This is a genomic window from Mycobacterium sp. NGS40, assembly GCF_059812735.1.
Genome location: NZ_JCALDG010000031.1, coordinates 1 through 23,107 on the forward strand (window position 1 = coordinate 1; position 23,107 = coordinate 23,107).

The window sequence follows — 23,107 nt, forward strand, 5'->3', positions numbered from 1 at the left end:
GTCGATCTCGTCGTCGGCGGAGTAGCAGAATCGCTGGACAGTGTCAGTGGCGATGCGGGCCATCTGCGCCGGGGTAATCCGAATAGTTGCCGAGAGCTCCAGCCACGACGTGCCCAGTATTTGTGCCGCGTCCCTGCTGGTTTGGCGGCCGCCCTTGAGGCGATGTGCATATCGTTTCCCGACGACGGCGAAGGCCAATCCATGGGAGGTCTTGCAGTTGACATGCTTGGGAAAGCTTTTCTCGGCTTCCTTCTTGATGGCCTGGTTGTAGGCGATGTAGAGCATGGGGCTGTTGATCTCGGAGGCGACCATCCGCAGGGTCGAGGTCTTGCCGGTGCCGGCGCCGGCCTGGATGACCAGGTGACTGTGAGTCTTGGCGGCCTCGATGATCGCCTGCTGCTCGGGGGTCGGCTTCATCGTCGCGGACCTCTTTCTACTCCTGGTGGATGTATAGCCCAGGGCACTGACGTGTCTGGGTGATGCGGACCAACGCGGGTCTTCACACCACCCGCAATGTCTACTATAGCCGACAGTCTGAATGTCGGCTATAGTAGACGGATGCCTGATCATGACACGCCCGTCACCGGCCTTGATGATGTGCAGCTGCCGTACATGCCGCCCGCTGAGATCGACGCGAAACTCAACGCCCTCGGCCGCGAACGTGCCCTGCTCGTTTCCCGCCACGAGAGCCTGCGGGCGGCCGCTCGGCGGGCCCGCGAAGGACGGCACCCCAACATCCCCGCGGCGCAGCAATGGGAGGGCGAAGCCGCCACCTGCGAGACGAAAGTAGACGCACTCACGGCGCAGATGGCGCCCTACGAGCAGGAGTACGTCCGGCGCGGCGGATGGCCGCGCGCCTTCCTTGTGCAGAACGTCGGCGGCCACGTGCACCGATCGACCTCGTGCACATCCTGCTATCCATCGACACGGTATGAGTGGCTCACCCACTACAGCGGGCGCAGCGAGGACGAAATTGTCTACGCAGCTGGCGAATTGGCGTGCACAGTCTGCTACCCGACGGCGCCGGTGCAGGTTCTCACGCGCGTGGGAGAGATTCGTCGACGCACCGACGTGGAGCGCGAACAGCGAGCCGCCCAGAAGGCAGCCAAGGCCTCAGCCGCATCGGCGGCCGCGGTGACCGATCCCGCCACCGGCATGACGCTCTATCGCACCGAACGCGCTGCCAGCAACGCGATCGCCAGCGCGCTGAACAGTCTGCTCTGGTACGGCGACGAGCACCCGTCAGCCAGCGAGTGGCGGGCCACCACGGAGTCCGCTGTGCGGGCGCTGGCCGCAAGAAATGGTCAGGACGCCGAGGCCCTGATGGCCCAGTATCGCGCCAAGGCCGACAAGAAGTTCAGCGCCGAAGCGCGAAAAGCGTTGCGGTCGCACGTGGCACACGGCGACATCGTCGTCGAGGATCTCGTGCCCGGCCTGCAGGCATGGGTCAAAGCCAACGGCATCCCAGCCTGACTGGCACCGGCAGAAACAGGGTCGCGACACGGCAAGGCAGGTTCAACGATGTTCTCGCAAGGCGTCTCCCACCGCACCAACCCGATGCGCCAAGATCGAGTTTTTCACATCCTGGTACGTGACGACACAGCGTCCACCGGATGGCGCACCTGGTGCGGGTACGGCCTGGCCCGCGAAGACACCCCAGGCCCCTACCTCAGAACGACGAAATCCCGGCTCTGCGGCAGGTGCAAGGGGCTCGCTCGTGACGCGATCGCCGACGAGACGATGAGCGAATCAGAGGCCGCCCCATTCGCCTACGAGGCATCTCCATCGGCGGAATGATCAACCAGGAGAAAGGGATTGGAATGCCACGTTTGATGAGTGTCGCCCTGACCACCGATCAGGTGCGCCGCCGAGAGAAGACCCAGACACGCCGAGTCAACTGGTGGACGGACAAGCGCGGCAACCGCATCCTGCACCCGGGCGACTTGCTCACGCTATGCAAGAAGGTGCGTGGGCGTCGACGCGGGGAGCCCCTGGAGGTGATCGAGACTGTCGAAACACTCGACGTGCGACGGGAACCGCTGGAAGCGATCACCACCGCAGACGTGATCGCCGAGGGCTTCCCCGACTGGACGACCGGCCGATTCATCGACTTCTACTGCGCCACCCACCGTGGCGTGACCCCGGACCAGGACATCACGCGGATCGAATGGGCCTATCCGCGGGTATGCAGAGTGTGCGGATGCACCGACTACGACGCTTGCGAGACGATCTTCGGTCCATGCGCCTGGCGCGTTAGCTTCGCCGACAACACCGGAATCTGCACCGGCTGCCCGACCTGACGAGGCCCGCAGCGACCGATTCACCATGAATCGCTGGCCGAGGCGCTGGGAAAGTGGGGAATGCGCAGTGGGCCCCGAACGGATCAACGGCGAGCGGCGCGCGCGGCCAGCGGCGTGACCGCGGCCGTGAGATCGCCGCTGAAACCGCCAACATAGGCCACCTTGGCCGGGTCCATTTCCAGATCCTGAACGAGGCTGGGATCGGTCACAACAGCAACACCGACTCCGATGTTCGGCTGGTCCACCGTCATCGGCGGGCTATCAGCCGGGAACGCGACGATCAGCTCGCGGGCGATATAGACCAACCGGTCGCCGTCCCGGCGCAACCAGCCCTGCGGCACCTGCGCCGGCTCGACGTCCTCAGGCAAGCTCATCCGCCACGGCACCTCCAGGCTCGCGTACCAGTAGCGGAACTCCCCGGTGTTATCCATAGCGATCGCCAACCGCGCCAACGCGGGCAGTTGGTCGGCCAACTCCGGAGGGCCGGAATGCATGGTGTGCAGCGCAAGCATGGGCACATCAAGGAACGTAGCAAGATTCCCCGCAGTCTTCACCGGGGCTGCCAGCAGCAGCTCGCCGGCCCGGCAGGAGCTGGTCCTCTGGAAGACCACCCCGCAGCCTTCTACGTTCAAAATCATGATCGCCCTCATCGCCGCCGGGCACTACCACCAGCACAGCCTGCTCGACACGCTCGCCCACTCAGCGATGTGGCGATTCGGGTCCATCGTCGTCTCCGATGCCGCGCGGTCTGCGCCATTCCTTATCCCGATCGGACTCGGCCTGCTCGCCGTGGTGTTGGTCAGAGGCCTGCGTCGGCATCGGCGTGGTTAGAACCCAAGGAGGGCATCATGTCCACACGCCAGGCGGCAGTGATCGTCGACTACCAGAATGTGCACCTACGAGGTCAAGAGCGATTCTGTGGTGAACGCCCGCTGCACGAGTGCCTGATTTCCCCCGGAGCGTTCGCGCGACGACTGCTCGATGTGCGCGCTGCCGCCGGGCGCGGCAGGGCAGAACTCGCTGAGGTGCAGGTGTTCCGCGGCCTGCCGGAGCCTGAATACGACCTCGCCGGCTACCAGCGCAACCTCGCCCAACAATGCGAATGGGAGACCGACCCCCTTGTCACGGTGACTCACCGCCCGCTGCGATATCGCGTGGTGCAGCAGCGCTACAGCACTGGCCCGGGCCCAGCGCTGCAATCGGACGTGGAAGCGCGCGAAAAAGGTATCGACGTTCTCTGCGCGCTGGCGGTTATCTCTGCCGCTGACAGTGATGCGATCGATCTGGTCATCGTCGCCAGCCATGACAGCGACCTCGATCCGGCCGTGGCGGCCGTCCAACGTGCACACCGCGCAGAAATCGAGGCATTCCAATGGGTCGGTGGCAGGGCACCGGACCATGGTCGCCTGCACGGCGACGGGCGCCTGTGGTGCACACGACTTGGTGAGCGCGATTTCGCTGCGTGCGGTGATAGCCGCGATTACAGTGCGCCACAACAGATTCGGCGGGCGGGCTGAAACCGCGCCCTGAATGTTGGTTTTATGGCCGTCGCGGTGCGCGGCGGTAGTAGTCGGCGATGTCGCGTCCGTCCCGGGTGTGGGGGCGGACCCAGACCTCGCCGGGCCGATGTGGGGCGTGATCGGGTGGTCGCCACGCCGATGCGCTGTGGTCCCAGATGTGTTCTGCTGCAATGCTGCCGGAGAGAACGGGCTGTAACCAGGCATTGACGACATCGGCGGCGGTGGCGGCGTCGCGAAGGGGTACTGGCAAGCTGGTCGGGGCGGCGGTGCGGGCGTAACCAGCCTCCCAGCCTGGGGGAATCTCGATACGGTCCGGCGGGGGCTGGTCACGCGTTGCGGCGCGGGCCGCAAGTGCAGATCGCAGGGCGGCGGCGCTGACGTCGACGGACTGTGCGTAGAGGGCGAGATCGACGAGATCTCGGTAGCGGTTGGCGGAGCGGTTCTTGTCGTCGCGGTACATGACGCCCACGACCTTGTCGGCGATCTGGCTGGCCAGGGGGAACAACGGGACTGACGGCAGGGGAGGTAGCCCTCGCATGCCGGGTACCGCGGGCTGCATCTGCTGGTGTTCGATATCGCTGACGAGGATGGTGTCGGCGGCGACGTCGAGGCCGAAGGTGGCGGCGCGATCGGTTGAAATGGTGGCGGTGATCCGGAGCTTGGTACCGCGCACCGCGCCGGTGAACGGCTTTCCCGTGTCGACGGTGTAGATGAAGGGGTCGGCGTCGTGGGCGCCGGTGGCGGTCGACAATGCTTGCTGGACGGCATGGGGTTCGCCGAGGTCGGGAGTGAGTGTGGTCAGGTCGAGATCGCGGGTAGCGCGGGCTGCGGGCATCCTGATGAGCATTCCGGTGCCGCCGGCGACAACCCACGGGGTGCTGTCGGTGCCGGTGAACAGTCGGGCGATGAATCTCTGGATGACGAACTGTCGGATGAGTTCCTGCGACGAGTGTGTGTGGTCGGTGCGCGACTGCTGGGTGGCGCGGGTCCGCAGTGCGACCCAGAAGGCGCGCTCGGAGCGGTAGTCGTTGGACCAGCTCATCGTCGGCTGGCGAACAGCAGTTCGTTGGCCTCGGCGAGAGACTCGGGTGCGCCGACGACGGACAGTGCGTGCAGGATGGTGTCTCGGCCGTTGTTGTCGGTGAGCGGGTCGAGGGCGGCGGTGATGGCGGCCATGTCGGCAGCAGCGCTGAGCAGTGCGTCGGTGAGGATGTCGCCGAGGTGGCCGGCGTCGATGCCGTCGCTGTAGAGGTCGGCGACGGTTTGGGCGACGGTTGTCACGGGCAGGCCGGCCACAATCTGGAACGAGGTGTGTTCGGCGACGCGGAAGCGGACGAGGGGGTTGTTGCTTCGTCGTGGGGCAGCCACGGTGAAGTCCAGGTAGTCGGGGTGCAGGCTGCCCAGGCCGTGGACGTAATGTGCTGCGGCCAGATGGGAAACGATGGCGCCGGTGCCGCCGGTGTGCAGCCGACGTATACGCTCGCCGGCGAACGACTCCGGATCTAACGCCAGCCATAGTGCCCGAAGGGTGTCGAGAGTGATGTCCTCGGGTGCGCCGGCGAAGCGGTAGACGCCGCGAGTATCGGCGTGGTGGATGCGTCCGGCCGCTGTCAGCTGGGTGAGCCGTTTGCGGCTGAGGCCCAGACGAGTCGCCTGGGCAGCGGTGAACATGCCCCACTGGCCGGCCGCTTCGATCGCGAGGTCAGCTTCGGAGGCAGCACTACTCCCCATGGCTCCCGATCATACCCACACAGGGGATTAAACGGAATGCTCAATGATAGTTGGCGGGTCCGACAGGTCAGCGGGGCGTCGGTGGTGGGGGAGTTTTATCGAGGTCCGTTGGCGCGCGGGTCTGGCACCCAGGTGCCGGGCACCAGCTCGGTGTAACCCGATGGTCCCAGCTGTCCGGCGGGTACCTGGACGATCTTGCGCAGATCGATCGGCGATTGAGGTGGGCCCGGATCAGGGGTGACGACCAGCGAGTTGGGGCTGGGAATCCAGGTGCCTGAGCCCGGCACGAGTTCGTCGTAGCCGTAGGGGCCCAGCTGCCCGGGCGTCAGATGGACGACGCGACTGAGGTCGATCGGGCTCTTGCTCGGCGTCCTGTCCACCCCGACCGGGAACTTGCGGGGATTGGGCACCCACACCCCGGAGTTCGGTGCCAGCTCCATGTAGCCGTTGGGCCCTAGGGCACCGGGTTCGAGGGTCACGATGTCGTCAGTGCCCAGCCAGAACTGGCGCGGATCGTCGGTCTGGGGACGTTGCGGCAGGTCGGTGAAATCCACTGCCTGGATGGTGGGGTCGGTGGAGTCGTTGCCGAGTTCGGTGGTGTGGGTCTGGAGGCGTTGTGCGGCGCTCTGGTACTGGCTGGCGGTGTCTTCGACGATTTGAGTGGCTTCAGTGATGCGTTGCTGGCCTGCTTGCAGTAGGGCGGCTTGGCCCTGGGCGGTGGTCGGTGTGAAGGTGCTCTTGTCTTGTTGCCAGGCGGTCTGGACTGCGGTGAGGTTGTCGCGCGCGTTTTGTCCGATGGTGTTGGCGGCGGCGATGGTGGTGGTGGCGTTGTGATGGGTGGTGCGCAGTTGGTCGCGCTGGCTGTCGAGGGTGGCGCTGGTGGTGGCGGCCTGGGTGCTGGCGTCGCCGCCCCAACTGGCCGGGTGTTGGCCGGCGAGGTTGGGTTCACCGAGGCCTGCGGGTTCGGGGTCTGGAGGGCTGGACGTACCCAGTAGTTGGCGCGCTTGTTGCAAGAGGGCGTCAACGGGATCCATGTCTCAAAGTATCGCCCATGTTCATTGCTTTGAGAGCACCAGAGGGGGAATCGAGGCTGGGCCAACTTACTACTGGTCTATGCCGGCGTGCCGGGCGGCCGTGTACGGACGCGTTCGAACGCCTGCTTGTAGGTCTGAGGGCTCAGTTTGAGAGCGGCGGCGATGGCCTCGGCGTTGGCATCGGAGAGGTTGACTTCGCCGCGCTCGATGGCACCGATGGTGGTGGTGCTCAGCCCGGTCGCGTTGGCCAGCTGGGGCTGTGTTAGCCCACGCAAGACGCGCAGATCGCCGGGGTATCGCTGGTTGGCGGGGATGTTGACGAAGGTGTCGAGGGAAGCGTTGAGAGCCTTGGCGGCGCGGACGAGGACGTCGATCTGCGGAGTGACCCGGCCGGTTTCCCAGTTGTCGATGGTGGCGCGGCCGGTTCGAGCCAGTCGCGCCAGATCTTTGCGGCTCATGCCGGCGGCTTCGCGGGCCTGGGAGAATGCGAAGGGGTCGAATCCACGCAGGACGCGGCGGCTCACGGGGCGGCCTTGGGCGAGGTTATTGATGTGTGCTCACAAGGGGTGGCCGTCATAGATTGGCAGTGTGACCGATGGCGCCCCATACAGACACATGTTAGCGTAGTACATTATCGGTATAGATTAGCGAGCAAAGAGGGGAGGGGCCCATGCCCGGCGTCGCGACTGCTGTTGCTGAGCAATCCGTAGTGAGCGGTGGCAGGCCTGTTGAAAACCCCTATAGGCTGAAAGATCATTACCGCATGAGTTCAGAGCGCATTTCCGTTGATCCCGCATCGCTTCGCACCGCCGCCGACGGCAACGCCGCGGCGGCGTCGCAACTCGATGACTACAGCCGAGCATGCAAACAGTGGATCTCCGACGTCGAACAGGAATTCCTTCGCTGCCACGGACCGGTCGCTGCCCCGGTGGGCACCGCGATGCGGGCGTTTTTCGACCGCGTCGGCGAGCAGGCGACCGGTGCCAGCGGTGAGCATTCCGCAATGGGGGACAACCTCACCAACGCGGCTGGCCGATACGAGGACGCCGACCACGCAGGGGCTACTGCGGTGAATGCCGCGGCAGGTGGTGCGCTGTAAGTGGCTGGTGTACGCGTCGACCCTGCCGAAGTGGGACCGCGGCTTTCCGCGGCCCTGTCGGCAGCGGCCGCGGCACTGAGCGCTCCGGCAGCCATCCCGCCGCCACTACCGCCGGGCGCTGACCCGGTGTCCGTCGCGGCGACCAACCGCGTTGCCGTCAACGCCGCCAAGCTCAGCTCTCAGTTGGCGGCCGGCATCCCTCGGTTGTCCGAGGGCGGCCATGCGGTGACCGTAGCCTTGACCGGTTACGTCGTCACCGACGCCGAAGGCGCCGCAAACGTGGGCGGTCAAGGAACTCCAGCGGCAGCGGCTGCTGACGTGACCCCGTCCGACATCCCGGCTCCCCCGGCGGTGACGATTCCCGACCTGCCTTTCGACATGCCGGCGGCGCTGGCCACCGTTCCGGCGGCACCCGACGTGGTCGACCTCGCTTTGCGGTCCGGCGCCGGCGAGAGCGGCCTCGAAGCGCACGCCGCGGGCTGGGACACCGCCGCGACCAACCTCGCCCAGGCTGCGCAGTCGCTGCAGCAGCTCGCCGGAGGACTGCCCGCGTCGTGGCAGGGCAGGGATTCCGAGGCATTGTCGGTAAGGCTGCAGAATTTCGGGCGCTGGATGGAGAATTCGGCGACAGCTGCTGGTGCACAAGCGCATTCAGCGCGTCAGGTCGCTAGTCACTGGAGCACGGCTGTCGCTGACCATCCCCGCGCCGAGGACTACGAGCAGACGCGCCAGCTGTACCTGGCAGCAGTGGCGCGAGCCAATGCGGGGGATCCTCGCGGCGCGTCGGACGCCGCTCAGCACGAGGGTGAGATGACCCAGATGAAGGAGGTGTCGGCAAGGACGATGACCACCTTCGGGCAAAGCGCTGGGGGAACCAACGAGGACGTGAACCACCCGGGGGATTCTCCGCGCATCAGTGGTGACGGCGATCCCCACCTGCCACACCAAGGCGCCAAAGAACTTGGGGCAGTTGATGACCCGCTGTCTCAGTCAGCAGATCCGACGGGGCAGGGCGATCCGGCCAACCAGACCGGGCAGCTGGCCGGTCAGATGATGCAGACGTTGATGTCCATTCCCACGCAGGTGGCCAGCGCGATCGGTCAGTCCCTCGGCCAGGTCGGTCAGCAGATCCAGCAAGTCGGACAGCAGGCGACGCAGGCTGCCAGCCAGGCCGCGAGCCAGCTTGGCAACGCAATGGGCGGTTCACCGTCAAGCGGTGCCGGTGGCGGATCACCGCGAAATCCGTTGAGCAAGCTCGGTTCTGGAGGCGACCCACTTGGTGGTCTCGGCGGTGGAGGTGGCGCCGGCGGCGGCCGCACCATGCCCGCTGGTCTACCGGAGCAGGCCGCGCCGCCGGCTCCCGCGCCGCCGCCCGCTAGCACCACCGCGGTGCCGACCACCACGGTTCCGCGCGGTGGCGGCGCGCCGATGGGGGGCGGAATGATGCCGATGGGCATGATGCCCCATGGCAACAAGGGAGCCGACGGCAAAGAGATCGACCGAAACCCGGAGTGGTTCCCTGACGAACCCTTGGTCAAAGACAGCGTCGAAGTGAGCGAACCGATCGCGGGCCAGCGCAAGCGCTCCCGGCCGGCAGAAACGTAGGGGGACAACGGGTGGCATATCATCCTGCGGTAGAGGAATGGCTGGCCAAGAGCCAGCGCCTAGGCGAAGCGATCGGTGCAGTCCAAGACGCGGCGTTCAACAACCTTCGGGTGCGGCGGGCAGCACCGAGCGATCCGGACGTCATGCCCGAAGTGGACGGATGGGGCACGGTCACCGACGTCTATCTCGGCGAAGGCGTCACCCAGCGCTACAGCGCGTCGCAGCTCGGCGAGGTAATCATGGCCGGGCTCCGCGAGTGCTATGCGGTGCTCAACGACCGCCGCAAAGAAGCCGCCCGCGAAGCAGCGCCCGAACTGGACACGGAGTTATGGTTCGGCTCAGCCGAGACCACCACAGCAGCTGCTGATGGCTCCGACGATCACAACGGTTCGGCCGAGAGGTCGCGCGCATGACCGCTGCGGTCATCACCCCGGCGGAGCTGGTCAGTGAATGCCTCACCGGTGCTGCACGCCGGCTACTGGGAGGGGTGCACTCATTGACCTCCTCGCGGGTGATCGTCGTGCGTATCGACCCCAACTGGATCCGCGTGAAATTCTCCGCCGAACCAGGGCGGCTCCCAGCTCCCTGGGAGCAGGACGACGAGCCGGGCTGGCTGCGCGCGCCGCGAGGCAGCGAGCCCGGACTGCGTGACTCCTCCGCAGATCCGGTCCTGGTGGTGGTCGGTGTCGGAGAACACGAGGTCATCGCCGTCAACGCATTGGCCATCGACGAGATCGGTGTGCTCTGCCACGGCCGCGCTGAGCTGATCGAAAGTTGGGTACTGCAGGCGCAAATTCAAGGCGCCGAAGGGGACGACCAGACGCTGGCGGGCGTGCGGCTCAGCGAGAGCCCGGACGCGACGGTGGTCATCGCCGACCCGCTCGTCGACGGAGCACAGCCAGGCTGGGTCGACGTACTCGCCGCCGGAACTTCCTGGCCCGTGCGCCCACTACGGATACCTGCGGAGACGACGGTGACGCCCTCTGACACCCCTGAACAACTCGTCGCCACCGAGCAGGAGGACCGCCCAGCCGACCACGTGCAGGCGCCAGCAGTCTCACCAACGGCCGGGTCCACCGACGGCGGAGACCCAACCGCAATCACAGCCGACTTTGATTCAGCGCCAACCGAACCCAGGCAAGACCCGACCACCCAGACCGCCGAACCACCGGCAGAGGACTCCACCGGCAATGCTGAGGATCCTCCCCCCAACGGTGGGCTGATGACGGTCTTCAGCCGTTTCGAAGTCACTGACTCCGATGGGGTAGCGCTGCAACCCATGCAGCAGCAGATCATCGGTGCGATCGCGCTGCTTCAACCGATCACTACAACACACCTGTGTGAACTCCTCTACGGACCGGAACGCCAGAAACAGAAGAGCTTTCACGTGGCGATGAGCAAAATCCGGCGCCGCGGGCTGCACCCCGTGGCAACAGAGAACGGGTACCGCATCGACCTCGACAGCGACTGGGCCAGCTTCGTCTCCCTGGTGGGATCCGATCCAGCGACCTCATCCACCGGGAACCTCGCGCGCGCCGCCGAACTCGTCACTGGGCCACTGTTCGGCTCCGAACCGCCACCATGGGCCACCGAGGCGTTGCCGCAGATGACAACCCTGGTCGCGAATGTGTGCCGCGAGCTGGCCGCCCGGCACGTCGAGCAACCCGACACGGCTTTGGCCTACGCGCGCCGCGGGCTCACTGTCGCACCCGGGCACCAAGAACTCGGCGAGATTGTCTCGATGCTCGCTAACGGTACGTGGCATCAGGATTCAGACAGGGACGTGAGCGCGTGACAACCGAGAAGGCCATACCCGACATCGAAGACTTCTATCCGCGGGAATTCTCTGTCTACAACCCGTCAGGATCGGTGGGCGTGAGCTGCAACGGACGGGGGCAGGTCAGTGCACTGATGCTCGACGACGACGCCTTGGACCTCGGTGACGTCGACCTGGGTCGAGAAATCGTTGCCCTCGGACAGCTCGCCCGCGCGAAATACCGGATGGAACTGCGGCTGTGGTCGCTGGCGACGGTGGCCGCTGAAGGGCGCGATCCCGACCGGATGGACCGCTTCTACCGCCGCGTGCAGAAGCTGCCGACGCCCGAGGAGTACCGGGAGATGGAAGCCGCCGAATTCGCCAGGAGGTACGACATATGAGTGCGGCAACAGAGAACTTCGAAGCCGGTGTGGCCGCTCTGGGTCTCCTGGACGGCGGTCACGCTGACCACCAACAGGCGATGCGGTACTTCACCGCTGCCTCCGATCTCGACCCGGCGATGTGCGATGCGTGGCTGGGCCGAATGCTGTGCGGCGACAACGCGTCCGGCACGATGTACCGCGCGTGGCGCGCTCGCCAGCAGATGCACGCACAAGTCAGCCGGATGGGAATCACTGCGGCACAGCTGTGGCCGCGATTCGACATCGGGATGGGCATCGTCGCGCTGGAGCAGCCGATCTATGACCAGTCGGCGCTGGCTGCAGCGCTGGCGAGCTCCTTGGCCATGGGCAACCCTCCCGACTATGCCGAGGCGATCGACGCCTTAGCGGAGGCCCCACCCACCTCAGTGACGGCATGGGTGAAAGCCGCAATCTATTACCGCGCTCAACGGTGGCCGGATGTCATCGAAACGCTGAGCGCGCACCTTGCACTGTTCGACAGGGATGCGGTGCTCAAGGTTGCCGTTGAATTAGCGCTCGGCATCTCCCACGCATATCTCGGGCAGTTCGATAAGGCCACCGGCTACCTGCGGACCGTTTCCGCGCAGACGACGTTGTCCGAGGCGGTCCCAGTGGCGCAGTGGTTTTCGGCGCTGGTTGCGCGGGAGCGCGGAGACGAAGACACCGCCAAAGACCTCATGCGTGAGGTCAACTCCGCCGCGCCGTCGCCCGAGGTGAGCGCTGCGCTCGAGGACAAGAGCATCCGGATTCAGCTCACCACGGTCGAGGCGATCGCCGAACGTACCGATCCCTGGGATCCGGCCACCGGTCCGAGCTCTGCCGATCTCGCTGAGGCACGGGCAGCCACCGAACGCGCCGAGAAGCTCGCTGAGGCGACCGCTGAGCTCGACGCCCAAGTGGGCATGTACGACCTGAAGGAACAAGTCCGCACCTTCCGGTCACGGATCCGGATGGCCGAGAAGCGGCGCAAACTTGGGCTTAAGACCCCGGCGGCGGCCAACCACATGATCTTCATCGGCCCGCCGGGCACAGGCAAGACCACAGTGGCCAACGTGATCGCGAAGATCTTGTGTGGCCTGGGGATCGTCAAGACAAGCAACGTGGTGTCGGTGTCTGCAAAGCAGTTGATCGGTACACACTTGGGCGAATCGGAAGCAAAGACCGAGGCCTACGTGGCCAAGGCGCTTGACGGCGTACTGTTCGTCGACGAGTTTTATGCGCTGGTCAGCGCGGAAAACAAGGGCTCCAACGCGGATGCCTTCGGCAAAGCCGTTATCGACACGCTGCTCACCCACATCGAGAACGACCGGCACCGACTGGTCGTGATCATCGCCGGCTACGAGAACGAAATCGACCAGGTGTTGGCAACCAACGAGGGCATGGCGACGCGATTCGCACATCGTTTCCGGTTCAGCACCTACACCCCGGACGAACTCGTTGCGATCGCGCAAGCGCTGGCCACAGGTCGAGATGACACGCTCGCTGCCGACACGATCGAACTTCTCCGGACGGTCTGCGAGAAACTCAGCTCGCTGTCGACGACGGTACAGAATCGCGACCCGGTCGAGCTGCTCGACGGGGTGCTTGCCGCATTGCGCGACAGCGGTACCGACACGGAGCGCCGCAACGCCCTGATCCGCTACGCCCGTGACCAACTGGCTGCCATGACCACAACGACACGCAGCGCGATCGACATCGTTGGAAACGGCCGGTTCGTCCGAAAGGTGCTGGAAAACGCCGCCGACGCGCGCGATGTCCGCAATGACGAAGCGCTGTCTGCCGACGATGACGATGGTGACGAAGAACTGCTGATGACCATCGCGCGCCCTGACATGGCCCGCGCGCTGCAGAAGATCCTCGCTGCTGAATCCAGCACCAGCGGAATCGATCTCACCGCCGTATTGGCTGAGGTGGACTGATGCCCTTCATTCCCACCTCCAAACTTCAAGTGAGCGGATACAAGTTCCTGGTGGCCCGGCTCAACCATGCGCTGACGCGGTACGACACAACGATGCGTCACGACCCGGCGCGGTCCACAGCGATGGCGCAACTCGGTGGATTCGCGCTGGTCGCCTTGATCTGCCTGGCGGCGGTCGCGCTGGCCTACTTCAAACCCCAAGGACTGCGGGACAACTCACGTATCGTTCAGGCGCGAGATTCCTCCCAGCTGTACGTCACCATCGACAACAAGCTCTACCCGGTCCTCAACCTGGTGTCAGCGCAACTGATCGTCGGCAACCCAGACAAGGCCGCACAGGTCAAACCCCAAGAGGTGCAGGACATGCCGCGAGGACCGCTGGTGGGCATCGCCGGCGCCCCCGAACAAGTCTTTCAGCCAGCGCAGACCGACTCAGTGTGGAGCGCCTGCGATGTCATCGACCGGCCTGGTACCGCGCAGCCCGCGACACACACCGCCGTCATCGCCGGTGACCAGCAACAGCTCCTTGAGGTGGATCCATCGGCGGCCCGCATTGTGCAGGGCCCCGATCAGGCCACGTGGCTGCTCAACAACAACGTACGGCGAAAGATCAACATCGACGACACCGCGCTGGTCCTTGGCCTGGGGCTGCAACGGTTCCCCAGCATCGACATCATCAGCGAGGATCTGTTCAACGCCATACCGGCGAGCCGCCCGATCACCTCGCCGGTCGTTCCCGACGCAGGTGCCCCACCGGCCTATCCCGTGGCGCCGGGCGTGGTGATCGGCTCGGTCCTTCGCGTGCCGCAAGCAAATTCAGTGAGCTGGTACGTCGTCCTCCCCGATGGGGTCCAGCAGATCCCCGAAGTGATGGCCTCGGTTCTACGGAACACCAACGCATTCGGCGCCAACGTCGCCCCGACGGTATCTCAGGACGTCGTCGCGCGGCTGCCCGCAGCATCCCCGGGCCTGGACACCTCGATGTTCCCCGAGAAAGCTCTGCACTCGGTGGCGAGCCTGACCGATCCGGTGACCTGCTGGCAGTGGAAGAAGAAGGCGGGCGAACAGCAAGCCACCCCAGCTCTGGCGTTCCTGCCCGCGCTTCCCCTCACTGAACAGCAGCGCACCCTGTGGCGCCATGACCTGGTGTCGCGTCCCACCGTGTCGATGTATGCGGCACCCGGATCTGGATTCTTCGTTCGGACAACGGGTTCGGACCCACGCTCGCCAGCGACCGAGACGCAATGGTGGGTGTCTGACCGGGGCGTCCGCTACGGATTCATCAACCAGGGAGACAGCGGGGGTACCTCGCCGGCGTCGGCGTTGGGCCTGTCCTCGCCGCTGCCGGCGCCCTGGGCGATCCTGGCGATCTTGGCGTCCGGGCCCGGACTATCCAAAGAAGCAGCACTTGTCGCGCAGGACACGGTGCCGCCCTCGCCGCTGGCGGTGGTTCTCAACGGAGGGAAGAGCGGGAATTGAGTACAGAGCCATGGATTCCGCCGCGCCGCCGCGCCGATGTACCGGACGGCAAAGAGGTCAGTGTCGAAACGGAGGTTCCGCCACCCCCGGAGATCAAAGAGGTTGTCCCGCCGAGTAAGTGGCAGAAACTCCTGCCAATTCTGATGGTGGTGGCCATTATTGGCATGATCGGTATCTTCCTGGCCTCCGGAGTCAGGAAGATAACCAGTCCGTACATGCTGATGTTTCCGCTCATGTTTGCCGCATCCGCTCTCGGCATGATGGGTGGGTACGGCAACAGCGGTGGACCGAAAACCGCTGAGATCAATGCGCTTCGGCGCAAGTACTTGGAGATGCTGTCGAACCTGCGGGCGAAGGTCTACAGCCGCGCTGTCGCCCAGTACGACTACCTGGCGCACTTCGCCCCTCCACCCAGCGCGCTGGCGGCGATGGTCGGCGGACCGCGTACCTGGGAACGTTCACGCCCCGCCAAGGATCCGACCTACTTCTTGTCCGTACGAGCTGGCGTAGCCCGTCAGCGACTTGGCGGGGGCATGAAGATGGTCGATGCGCCGCCGGAAAACGTGACCGAGCCGGTATGCCGGGTGTTCGGTGAACGGTTCTTCCGCGCTCATCGCGCCGTCGAAGGAATGCCGACCATCATCGACCTCAAGACGCACCGCAGTGTGCAGTTCTTCGGAACCGGCGACGTGCTCGGCGTGATCCGGTCGATGCTTTTGCAGCTGGCGGTATTTCATCCACCGAACCTGGTATTGGTGGCCGTCATCACGGAACATCCAGAGCAATGGGACTGGATCAAATGGCTTCCACACAACCAGAACCCGCATCGACGCGATGCGATGGGCACCGAGCGGATGGTCTACACGCCCGCCGACGGACCAGCCGCGCTGGAGAAGATCCTCGCCGGCCGAGGCGACTTCTCCGCCGATGAAGCGTTCACGGGCAATAAGCACCCGTGGCTCATCGTCGTCGCCGACCGGGTCGAGCGGGGTATCGGCGAAGGCATGGAAGCGGTCACCGTGCTGCGTCGCGGCGGTGAAGACGAAGAAGGGCTCGAAGTCCTGGGCGCCCGGGTAGAGGTAGCCCCAGACGGGCGCGCCCGCAAACGGAAGATGACCGCTGATGATCCGCTGACCACCTGGCTCAGTGCCGTCGACACCGTGGGCGTCGCGCAGGCACGTCAGATTGCGCGGCAGATGGCGCGCTGGCGCGCATCGACCGATAAGTCGGCCGTCGTGGGACCGTCCAGTGATGCGAGCAAGGCCGTCCGCTCATGGGCCAGCCTGCACGGGGTCGACGACCTAGGCGCGATGGGCAACCGCTTGTGGCGCCGCCACCCCGAAGGTGACCGGGGCCGGATGCGCACGCCGATCGGCTGGGACAAGGCAGGGGCGCCGGTCGAGGTGGACATCAAAGAGGAAGCCGAGCAGGGCATGGGCTCGCACGGCCTGATCCTCGGCTACACCGGCTCGGGCAAATCGACATTCCTGGTAAACCTTCTTCTGGGTCTGGTGGCGCAGCACTCGCCCGAGGAGCTGAACCTGGTCCTCATCGACTACAAGGGCGAGTCCACGTTCGACGGATTCGAGAAGCTCAAGCACACCGTCGAGATCATCTCCAACTTGAGTTCGCAGGACATGATCGATCGCCTCAGCGCCGTGCTGCGCGGCGAGGTGGAACGCCGTCAGCGACTGCGTAGCGAAATGGGGATGGCGACGACCGGCAAAAAGTTCCGGGACGCGCGAACCTACCTGAAGGCTCGCGAGCGGGGCGCAAAGATCCCGCCGTTCCCGACATTATTGATCGTCACCGACGAGTTCACCGCGCTGCTCAAAGACCATCCCGAGTTCCGGGACGATTACGAGCACCTGGCCCGTCAGGGCCGCGCAGACCGCATCTGCCTGATGCTGGCGACCCAGTCGCTGACCGGTGTGTCGGTAGGACAGCTGTTGTCCAACTGCGGATGGAAGATCGCGATGAAAACGGCGAGCGGGCAAGAGTCCGCGGCGGTAATCGAAGACAAGGCGGCCTACTACCTCACCGAACCCGGCGAGGGCTACCTGAAGGTCGGCGGTGCTGAGCCGCGCTACTTCCGGGCTGCTAACCCCACCGAGCTGTACTTCCCGCCCAACGAGCTGACCGTCGGACGTGGGGAACGCAGCGCCGTCGGCGGTATCACCGGTGTCGCGCCATTCACCGTGACCGCCGTGCCCATCCCCGGCCAGAACGACATCGACGATGAGGTTGAAGCTGCGCCGGTGGAACGCACGGCCGAAGAGATGGACAACGCCCCCGAGGTCGGGACCGTCATCCTCGACCAACTTGCCGGCCACGGCACCGACTGCCTCAAGTTGTGGCTGCCGCCGCTGCTGAAACCACGGCCGGTGGGCCGTCTGGTCGCCGACAGCGGACTGCACGCCGGTGACAAGGCGGTGCTGACCTTGCCGATCGGGCTGCTCGACGTGCCCTACGAGCACGCCCAGCAGGTGTTCACCGTGGACCTGGCGGAAAACAATTTCGTGATGCTGGGCCGCACCAGATCCGGCAAGTCTGTGGCCATGCAGACCCTGGCGATCGCCGCAGCCAAGCTCAACAGCCCGCGCCGGCTGCAGATCTACGGTCTGGACTTCAGCTCCGACAGCAAGCTGCTGGCTTTGGAAGGACTGCCGCACGTCGGCGGTGTTGCACTGCGCCGCGACAACGATGCGGTATCACGCGTTATCGCCGAGGTCACGGAGGTCATCAAGAAGCGATCAGAGCTGTTTCGCAAGCTCCGGATCACCGCTATGGCCAGCTACCGTGACAAGGTCGCCGCGGGCGTGGCGGAAGACGATGGCTTCGGTGACGTGTTGTTGCTCGTGGACGGGTTCGATGCATTCAAGGAGGACCACGACGATCTTCTGCCGGCACTGGCCGAAATCACCAACCACGGTCTGGCGGTCGGTGTGCACGTCGTGGTCGCTGTGCAAGTGTTCTCGAACCTGGGACGTAGCCTCAACCAAAGCTTCAGCACGCGCATCGACTTCAAACTGAACTCGCCCGAATTGTCGGGGGTCAACAACAAGAAGCTCGCCGAGTCAATCCCCGCGGATGTGCCGGGTCGTGCCCTCGATCTGGCCAGCCACCTGCACCTGATGATCGGTGCGCCCCGATTGGACGAGACCGAAGCCGTCAATGACGCCGGGCTGGAGGCCGCGATCGCGGAAATCAGTGCGACATGGCAGGGCGAGGGCGCCCGGCAGGTGCGGGTACTTCCCGAAAGGGTCGAGGCGTCGAAGCTGCACGTGCCCGCCGACTGGACGGGCTCGAAATGGACGGTGCCGATCGGTCTCTACGAAAAGGATCTGTCACCGGTGCTGTTTGACTTCATGTCCGGTCGCCACCTGAACATCTTCGGCGGCCCCAAATGCGGAAAGACCCATCTGATTGCCGCGATGATGAAGTCGCTGACGTCGCGATTCTCCCCCGACGAGGTCAGGTTCTTCGTCGTGGATCTCAAGGGATCGGAACTTCTCGATGCCATCGACGAGGACTACCTGCTGCGCTGGGATGCCGTCGAACAGGTTCCCAACCCGAAGTACAAGGCAGGGGACTATTCGGCGCCGCCGACCATCCAGAAGACCGTGACACGGTCGAGCCTGGTGAGCAACCCGACCGACCTTGCGCCAGTGATGATGGGCGTGGCCGGGTCGCTGGAGAACCGGCGCCTCAAGGGCACCGAAACCATCCAGGAGCGGCGGGCACGGTCCTGGTGGAGCGGCCCGGAGATCTTCTTGTTCGTCGACGACTACTCGTCGGTGGCCAACGCCGCGCCCGCGGGGTTCGCCCCGCTGGCCGAGCACTGGGGTAACGCGCCCATGATGGGCATCCACTCGGTGGTGGCCTGCCCGATGGTGTCCGCCAACCGGATGCTCGGTGCCGGGAATTCGCTGCCCAAGCTCAACAACGAGGCCGGCGGATCGAACCTGATTATGGATGGCATTCGCAGCGAGGGGCCGGTACTGACGGTGCGGCTGGATCGCAAGCCGAAAGGTCGCGGCATCCTGCTGAGCTCAGAGGGGCAGGAGGTGATCCAGACGCCAGTGGTGCCCGAACTGGAGAAGGCTTTGCCCGGCACCGGCTCGTTCTGAGGATGGCGAATGTAGAACCGGGGAGTATAACGGTCCTATTGCAGGTCATTGACCTACGTGTAAGGCTCTCATTCATGGGTGTGTTCCGAGGGAAGGGGTTATCAACATGTTGCAGGTGAATTCCGAAACACTGCTGGCTGGAGGGCTTGGCGTCACCGGTGTCACCGCTCAGCAGGGCGCCGCGACGGCCGCAGCGATGCCTGTGGTATCGGGGCTGGTGCCGTCCGGCATCGATTCGGTGTCGATGGTGGCCTCCACTGCGTTCAGCGCACAGGGAGTCGATTTCAGCGCCACCTCGGCGGAGGGCACAGCGATGCTGGGCTTGGCCGCTGAAGGTATGACGACAGTCGCGGCCGCCTATGAGGCAGTCGACGCTGCCGGCGCTGTCACGGTGCTCTAACCGAGAGGATTTCCCGACGGGGGAATAGCGGTCGATGGAATGGCATGGGATGCCGCCCGAAGCGAACACCGGGCGGCTGATCGCAGGGGCGGGCGTCGAGCCCTGGATGCAGGCTGAGGCCGGATGGCAGGCGGTCGCAGCCGACTTCACCGCCGCCATGGCCGCGCTGCGCACCGAGATCGCCATGGTGACAGCGGCCTGGCAGGGGGCTGCGGCCGAGAAAGCGCAGGCCGCATTCGAGCCCTATCTTGGCTGGATGGCGTCGATCATCGCGATGGCCGAACAGCGGGCCGCGGCCGCGGCCGCGCAAGGAGGAAGCTACGGAACCGCCGTGGTTGAGACTCCCACACTCGGTGAGATCGCCGCCAATCACATCACCCACGCAGTGTTGGAAGCGACGAACTTCCTCGGTGTGAACACCATTCCGATCGGGATGAATGAATTCGAATACCTGGTGGTGCTGTGGAACCGTGCCGCCGGAGCGATGGACGGGTATTCGGCGGCCACTGGGGTGAACACCACGTTCCCGCCGTTCACCGTCGCACCCAGCATCATGGCGGCACCTGGTCTGCCCGAAGCTGGTCTGGCGCAGATCCTGGCGCAGACAGCAGCCCAGCTGCCGGCCAGCATGGGCCGCGACGCGTTGCTGGCAGAACTGCAGGTAGCAGCGACGGAGGGTGCCGCGCGGGGACAGGCGCAACAGATGGGCCAGCTCGCGGCGACGGCGGGCAATTTGGCTGGCCAGCAGGCAAGCACGCAGGCCGCGCAGGACGGGGCCGGTCAGACGACTCAGAGCACCCAGATGGCAACGCAGATGGCAACCCAGATGGCGTCGCAAGTGCCCCAGCAATTCTCACAGGCCGGACAGGTCGTCGGCCAGGCTCCGCAACAGCTGATGCAGACGGCTTCCCAACCGCTGCAGCAGATCACGTCGCTGTTCCAGAATATGGGCGGCGGGGACTTGGCCAATCAGAACATCTCCCCGGCAGACCTTGTCTCGCATTTCGGCTCCACCGACGAGCTCGGCGCTTACGGTACTAGCCCGGTGGGCTCCGCCGGCGGCGGATACGGCGGCGCGGGCCTGTTGTCGGCGGCGAATTCCGGTGGCACCTCAACTCTTCGCGCACCGGCCGGATGGGCGCAGCCCGCGCCGGCCCCCACGGCGTCGGCCGAAGAGGTCGTGCGGACCACGGCGACGCCCACCGGCGGCGCCAGTGCCGTCGGCAGCGGAACAGGGATGATGGGGCCCATGGCGGGGGCCCACGGCCGCGGGGAGAGTTCCTCGGTCGTCCTCGACGAACCGGTAGCCGAGGAGAAGCCGGTGGTCGCCGCGTTGGGCTTCGAAGTGTTCGACGAACGGTAATGGCCAGTCGACCTGGTCAAACGAGCGAAAGGGGGGTGCCTGGCGGTCCTCTTGCGTATGCCGCGGAGATCGTTTTGGCTGGTATGAGAGACGGGATCCACTGTAAGCCTCCGCGTCGTCACTGTCTCTGGGCGCGGGCCTACCTCTAGAGGGGGTTGATCACCTGAGACAGTGCACCGCGGATCAATGGCTGATCTGCACTATCGACAATCGCATCACACGGCACAAACAAAGGAGTGAAATTCCATGGCCCTTCAGGCTTTGAACACCGACACCGCAGCCCAGAAGGCCGTGGCCGACTCGATCGGGTCGACCGCGCAGGCCGAGCAAGCGACCCTCACAGCGTTCCTCGGCGAAGTGCAGGCACTGCAGGGCCGACTCGTCGGTGAAACGGGCACCGCCACCCAGGCGAAGGCCCAGCACCTCCACGAGGTCGGCACCCAGCTGGTCAACCAGCTCAACAGCATCTCCGAGCGGGTGACCCAGTCCGCCGGCGGCTATGTCAACGTCGACTCCGACGGCGCCGGGACCGTCCAGTCCAGCGCATCGCTGCCCTTCTGACCATCACCCCATCAACCTTTCAAGACAAGGAGCTAAATCGCTATGAGTCAGCAAGTTTGGGATTTCGCCTCGATTCACGGGGCTGTCGGTGTCCTGCGCGGGCACGCCAACACCATCCAGGGGCAGAACGAGGCGCTCGAAGGCGACCTCGCCCAGGGCGCCTCGGTCTGGCAGGGCGAGGCGTCGGACATGTGGACGCTGGAGCAGCGCACGCTCAACCAGCACGGCCAGGACTTCAAGCTGGCCGTCGACTCCTACCTGACGGCGGTGGAGGAGGCGACCAACAACACCGCGCACCAGGAGCAGATCAACGCGTCGTCCTTCGGTGGCTGACGCCAACACACCACGAGACAAATATAGCGGCACGGGTATAAACAACCCGTGCCGCTATATTTTTGACCTGGTGTTTTGTGCCCGTGTAATTCGGCGCAGAAGGGTGTTACGGTAAAGCTATGAGCAACGAACAAGACCCGTATTACGGAGCCTTTTCACGGGGCCCCGCCGCCGGCGGACCGCCACAAGGGCCCCCCGTGAACCCGCCGCAGAACCCACCGCAGCAGCGTTCGGAGCCAGAGCCGGCCGTCGATTCGCCGGAAGAGATGACCACGGCCGTCGACCGCGGCGACTGGCAAGGCGCCGACAACCAGACGCCGCCGCTCTACCCGTACGAGCAGGGCCGTCCCTATCGACAGCGACAGCAGCCGCCCGGTCACCAGCAGCAGCCAGCCCCGTATGCGGGGCCCGAACAGGTCCGTCCCTATTCACCGCCCCCCGCGGTGCCGGTTCCGGCCACGCGGGTGCCCGCCCGTCGAGACGTTCGCGACGACTCGGAATACGTTGCGCTCGACAAGACCGATGTGCGGCGGATGTCGGTTCCAGCCGAACACGGATGGCGCGCCGCGCTAAATAAGATCGTTCCGGGTATAACAATCGGCCCTGGCAAAGATGAACGATACGAAATCAGCCTTAAAGAGCGCGTTATTCGCCCTGTTCGCACAACATTTACCGTTGCTGTTCTCAACCTGAAAGGCGGGGTCGGCAAGACGACCGCCACCAAGGCGCTGGGCTCGATAATGTGCGATGTGCGCGGTGACAAGGTGATCGCGGTCGACTTGGACAACGACTCGGGAAACCTCACCGAGCGACACGGTCGCGAGACCCACCTGAGCATCATCGAACTCGTCTCCGACCCATCGGTGAGCCGCTACCACGACGTGCGGGCTCACACCTCCTCCGACAAGGTGTCAAAACTGGAGGTGCTCGCCCAGCCCGAGTTCGCCCGTGCAGAGCGCACCGTCGAGCGAGAGGACTTCGAGGCGGCGATGGCGCTGTTGCAGGAGTACTACTCGGTAGTACTGCTGGACTGCGGCACTGCCCTGAAGTCTGACCTGATGAAGGCGGTCCTGCACGAGTCTCGTGCCGTGGTGGTGGTCACCAATGCCTCCATCGATGCCCTACGAGAGACCGATCACACACTGGACTGGTTGCGCCACAACGGATATCTCAAACTGCTGGAGAATCTGGTGCTGATCATCAACCACACAGAGGCCGGCAAGCCCAACGTGGTGGTGGACAAAGTAGTGGAGCAGTTCACGCGCAAGATCCCGCAGGAACGGATCTTCGTCACCCCGTTCGATCGGCACGTGCACGAGGGCCGCGAGATCAACCTGAAGCTGCTGTCGAAGAAGAGTCGTCGGCGATACCTCGAAATCGCCGCAGCGGTCTCAGACCTTTTCCCCAAAACCGCCAGCTAGCGCACCCAGCGTTTCCTCACGGGCTATCCGGCCCT

At 65.1% G+C, this 23,107-nt stretch carries 24 protein-coding genes; 18 read left to right on the forward strand and 6 right to left on the reverse strand.

The annotated features are described in order from the left end of the window. Positions 1–417: AAA family ATPase (locus AC5Y5O_RS28240; protein WP_500028345.1), on the reverse strand; the 417-nt coding region annotated here is incomplete at its 3' end. Between the two features lie 141 nt (positions 418–558). Between AC5Y5O_RS28240 and AC5Y5O_RS28245 the strand changes: the two genes are divergently transcribed. Genes AC5Y5O_RS28245 through AC5Y5O_RS28255 form a run of 3 tightly spaced genes read left to right on the forward strand, consistent with a single transcriptional unit; the run spans position 559 to position 2,300 of the window. Continuing rightward, entirely contained in the window at positions 559–1,473 is a 915-nt protein-coding gene (locus AC5Y5O_RS28245; protein WP_101930881.1) for a hypothetical protein, read from the forward strand. A gap of 48 nt (positions 1,474–1,521) precedes the next feature. Continuing rightward, a complete protein-coding gene (locus AC5Y5O_RS28250) occupies positions 1,522–1,797 on the forward strand; it encodes a hypothetical protein (RefSeq protein ID WP_005113495.1) in 276 nt (91 codons plus the stop codon). A gap of 35 nt (positions 1,798–1,832) precedes the next feature. Next, entirely contained in the window at positions 1,833–2,300 is a 468-nt protein-coding gene (locus tag AC5Y5O_RS28255) for an ASCH domain-containing protein (protein WP_500028348.1), read from the forward strand. Positions 2,301–2,383: 83 nt separating this feature from the next. On the opposite strand, the gene AC5Y5O_RS28260 is transcribed toward AC5Y5O_RS28255, so the two are convergent. Then, positions 2,384–2,950 (reverse strand): hypothetical protein, encoded by a 567-nt coding sequence (locus tag AC5Y5O_RS28260; RefSeq protein WP_232530510.1) that lies wholly within the window; start codon positions 2,948–2,950, stop codon positions 2,384–2,386. Here AC5Y5O_RS28260 and AC5Y5O_RS28265 point away from each other — a divergent pair. Next, complete coding sequence (locus AC5Y5O_RS28265; RefSeq protein WP_005113491.1) at positions 2,937–3,131, forward strand: hypothetical protein; 195 nt, start codon at positions 2,937–2,939, stop codon at positions 3,129–3,131. The two genes, AC5Y5O_RS28260 and AC5Y5O_RS28265, sit on opposite strands and share 14 nt — an antisense overlap. A gap of 38 nt (positions 3,132–3,169) precedes the next feature. Continuing rightward, entirely contained in the window at positions 3,170–3,817 is a 648-nt protein-coding gene (locus AC5Y5O_RS28270) for a PIN domain-containing protein (RefSeq protein WP_500028350.1), read from the forward strand. A 22-nt stretch (positions 3,818–3,839) separates the two neighbouring features. Here the strand turns inward: AC5Y5O_RS28270 and AC5Y5O_RS28275 are convergent, their stop codons facing one another. The 4 genes from AC5Y5O_RS28275 to AC5Y5O_RS28290 form a co-directional block, all read right to left on the reverse strand. Beyond that, positions 3,840–4,862 carry a nucleotidyl transferase AbiEii/AbiGii toxin family protein gene (locus AC5Y5O_RS28275; RefSeq protein ID WP_005113488.1) on the reverse strand — a complete coding sequence of 341 codons (1,023 nt, stop codon included), beginning with the start codon at positions 4,860–4,862 and terminating at the stop codon, positions 3,840–3,842. After that, positions 4,859–5,551 carry a type IV toxin-antitoxin system AbiEi family antitoxin domain-containing protein gene (locus AC5Y5O_RS28280; protein WP_005115616.1) on the reverse strand — a complete coding sequence of 231 codons (693 nt, stop codon included), beginning with the start codon at positions 5,549–5,551 and terminating at the stop codon, positions 4,859–4,861. Before AC5Y5O_RS28280 ends, AC5Y5O_RS28275 begins: the two co-directional genes overlap by 4 nt. Before the next feature lie 95 nt (positions 5,552–5,646). Continuing rightward, on the reverse strand, positions 5,647–6,585 hold the full coding sequence (locus AC5Y5O_RS28285; RefSeq protein WP_005113486.1) for a hypothetical protein: 939 nt from the start codon (positions 6,583–6,585) through the stop codon (positions 5,647–5,649). Positions 6,586–6,662: 77 nt separating this feature from the next. After that, on the reverse strand, positions 6,663–7,109 hold the full coding sequence (locus AC5Y5O_RS28290; protein ID WP_005113485.1) for a helix-turn-helix domain-containing protein: 447 nt from the start codon (positions 7,107–7,109) through the stop codon (positions 6,663–6,665). Between the two features lie 239 nt (positions 7,110–7,348). On the opposite strand from AC5Y5O_RS28290, the gene AC5Y5O_RS28295 reads away from it, so the two are divergent. The 13 genes from AC5Y5O_RS28295 to AC5Y5O_RS28355 all read left to right on the forward strand — a co-directional run bounded on the left by AC5Y5O_RS28295 (position 7,349) and on the right by AC5Y5O_RS28355 (position 23,072). After that, positions 7,349–7,684, forward strand: coding sequence for a type VII secretion target (locus AC5Y5O_RS28295; protein ID WP_005113483.1), 336 nt, complete (start codon positions 7,349–7,351; stop codon positions 7,682–7,684). After that, complete coding sequence (locus tag AC5Y5O_RS28300; RefSeq protein WP_005114936.1) at positions 7,685–9,289, forward strand: PPE domain-containing protein; 1,605 nt, start codon at positions 7,685–7,687, stop codon at positions 9,287–9,289. Between the two features lie 11 nt (positions 9,290–9,300). Continuing rightward, a complete protein-coding gene (locus tag AC5Y5O_RS28305; protein ID WP_005113481.1) occupies positions 9,301–9,702 on the forward strand; it encodes a hypothetical protein in 402 nt (133 codons plus the stop codon). Beyond that, the gene (locus AC5Y5O_RS28310; RefSeq protein WP_005113480.1) at positions 9,699–11,084 is read left to right on the forward strand and encodes a hypothetical protein; all 1,386 of its coding nucleotides are present in this window, start codon (positions 9,699–9,701) and stop codon (positions 11,082–11,084) included. Before AC5Y5O_RS28305 ends, AC5Y5O_RS28310 begins: the two co-directional genes overlap by 4 nt. Beyond that, positions 11,081–11,446: a hypothetical protein gene (locus tag AC5Y5O_RS28315; RefSeq protein ID WP_005114937.1), complete on the forward strand. Its 366-nt coding sequence runs from the start codon at positions 11,081–11,083 to the stop codon at positions 11,444–11,446. Before AC5Y5O_RS28310 ends, AC5Y5O_RS28315 begins: the two co-directional genes overlap by 4 nt. Continuing rightward, the gene (eccA, locus tag AC5Y5O_RS28320) at positions 11,443–13,386 is read left to right on the forward strand and encodes a type VII secretion AAA-ATPase EccA (protein WP_005113478.1); all 1,944 of its coding nucleotides are present in this window, start codon (positions 11,443–11,445) and stop codon (positions 13,384–13,386) included. The genes AC5Y5O_RS28315 and eccA overlap by 4 nt, the downstream gene beginning before the upstream one ends. Next, a complete protein-coding gene (gene eccB / locus AC5Y5O_RS28325) occupies positions 13,386–14,864 on the forward strand; it encodes a type VII secretion protein EccB (protein ID WP_005113477.1) in 1,479 nt (492 codons plus the stop codon). Before eccA ends, eccB begins: the two co-directional genes overlap by 1 nt. Beyond that, complete coding sequence (gene eccCa / locus AC5Y5O_RS28330; protein WP_101930882.1) at positions 14,861–18,994, forward strand: type VII secretion protein EccCa; 4,134 nt, start codon at positions 14,861–14,863, stop codon at positions 18,992–18,994. Before eccB ends, eccCa begins: the two co-directional genes overlap by 4 nt. A 106-nt stretch (positions 18,995–19,100) precedes the next feature. Beyond that, entirely contained in the window at positions 19,101–19,394 is a 294-nt protein-coding gene (locus AC5Y5O_RS28335; RefSeq protein WP_005114938.1) for a PE domain-containing protein, read from the forward strand. A gap of 49 nt (positions 19,395–19,443) precedes the next feature. Further along, positions 19,444–20,757, forward strand: coding sequence for a PPE family protein (locus AC5Y5O_RS28340; RefSeq protein WP_005113474.1), 1,314 nt, complete (start codon positions 19,444–19,446; stop codon positions 20,755–20,757). A 246-nt stretch (positions 20,758–21,003) separates the two neighbouring features. Then, positions 21,004–21,318, forward strand: a complete 315-nt coding sequence (locus AC5Y5O_RS28345) for a WXG100 family type VII secretion target (protein ID WP_005113473.1) — start codon at positions 21,004–21,006, stop codon at positions 21,316–21,318. A 42-nt stretch (positions 21,319–21,360) separates the two neighbouring features. Then, positions 21,361–21,651: a WXG100 family type VII secretion target gene (locus tag AC5Y5O_RS28350; protein WP_005113472.1), complete on the forward strand. Its 291-nt coding sequence runs from the start codon at positions 21,361–21,363 to the stop codon at positions 21,649–21,651. Between the two features lie 119 nt (positions 21,652–21,770). Continuing rightward, entirely contained in the window at positions 21,771–23,072 is a 1,302-nt protein-coding gene (locus AC5Y5O_RS28355) for a MinD/ParA family ATP-binding protein (protein ID WP_242602962.1), read from the forward strand. The last annotated feature ends 35 nt before the right edge of the window (positions 23,073–23,107 follow it).